Source organism: Caldalkalibacillus thermarum, assembly GCF_014644735.1.
Taxonomy (GTDB): domain Bacteria; phylum Bacillota; class Bacilli; order Caldalkalibacillales; family Caldalkalibacillaceae; genus Caldalkalibacillus; species Caldalkalibacillus thermarum.
This window is the reverse complement of sequence record NZ_BMKZ01000112.1, coordinates 1-1,093: the sequence shown is the minus strand read 5'-3', so window position 1 is coordinate 1,093 and position 1,093 is coordinate 1. Positions and strand designations below refer to the sequence as shown.

At 41.6% G+C, this 1,093-nt stretch carries 1 pseudogene; it reads left to right on the top strand.

Going from position 1 to position 1,093, the window contains the following annotated elements:
- Positions 1 to 978, top strand: a pseudogene (locus IEW48_RS16715) (ISL3 family transposase); the annotation flags it as partial.
- Between the last annotated feature and the right edge of the window lie 115 nt (positions 979 to 1,093).

The following is a 1,093-nucleotide window of genomic DNA, read 5'->3' as shown; positions in this document are numbered from 1 at the left end:
ACCATCAGCCTGTCCATGATATCGTAGATGAAAATAGAACTTGGAGACACCTCGATTTTTGGGAATATAAGACATACTTACACGCTCGTCTTCCGAGGACGAAGTGTAAACAATGCGGAAAAACACGTACTGTCCAAGTGGAGTGGTCAAGACCAAACAATCATTTCACTTGGAAATTTGAATCTTATGTCTTATCGCTGATGAAAGAAATGCCCGTAGCTGCTGTTGCCAGAGAAGTTCGGGAACACGATACTCGATTATGGCGTATATTTCACTATTATGTGCATCGTGCGATGCAGGAATTAGATCTGAGTACAGTTAGACGAATTGCCATTGACGAAACGTCTGTCCGTAGAGGGCATGATTATATTACATTATTTGTTGATGTTGATACGAAAAAGGTCTTATTTGCAACTGAAGGCAAAGACTCCAGTGTTTTATCTCAGTTTAAACAACACCTTGAAGATAAAGGGATACCTGCTTCACAAATTGAAGAGTGTTGCTGTGACATGTCCCCCGCCTTTATCAATGGGATTGAAAGCACATTTCCGAATGCCAAAATAACTTATGACAAATTTCATGTCATGAAAATGGTCAATGAGGCGGTAGATACCGTTCGTCGTGCAGAACAAAAAGAAGTCGATGACTTAAAAAAGACACGATACNAAGATTAAACTTGCCCTTCAAGACTTTTGGACGTATCCGGCAATCTTAGCCGATATATATTTCAACGAATGGTACAACTGGGCTATTCGTTCACAGCTTGAACCAATAAAAGAGGTCGCTCGTTCCCTTAAGAGACATCAAGAGGGTATCCTTCGATGGTTCCAAACAAAAATCACAAATGGCCTTCTTGAAGGCATTAACAGTCTCATTCAAGCATCAAAACGTAAAGCACGAGGTTATAGAACAACCAAAAACTTCATCAGCATGGTTTATGCAACGGCTAATAAGTTAGATGTGGTCGCTCAGCCCTAAGGGCTGGACTTATTCCTTGTCAGCTTAATAACACCCACCTCTATTCTCGGGAGAGCGGTCAAGCGGTTTGGGCTTGAGGGCTCTCCCGAGAATAGAGATACTATGAAAAGCTGAC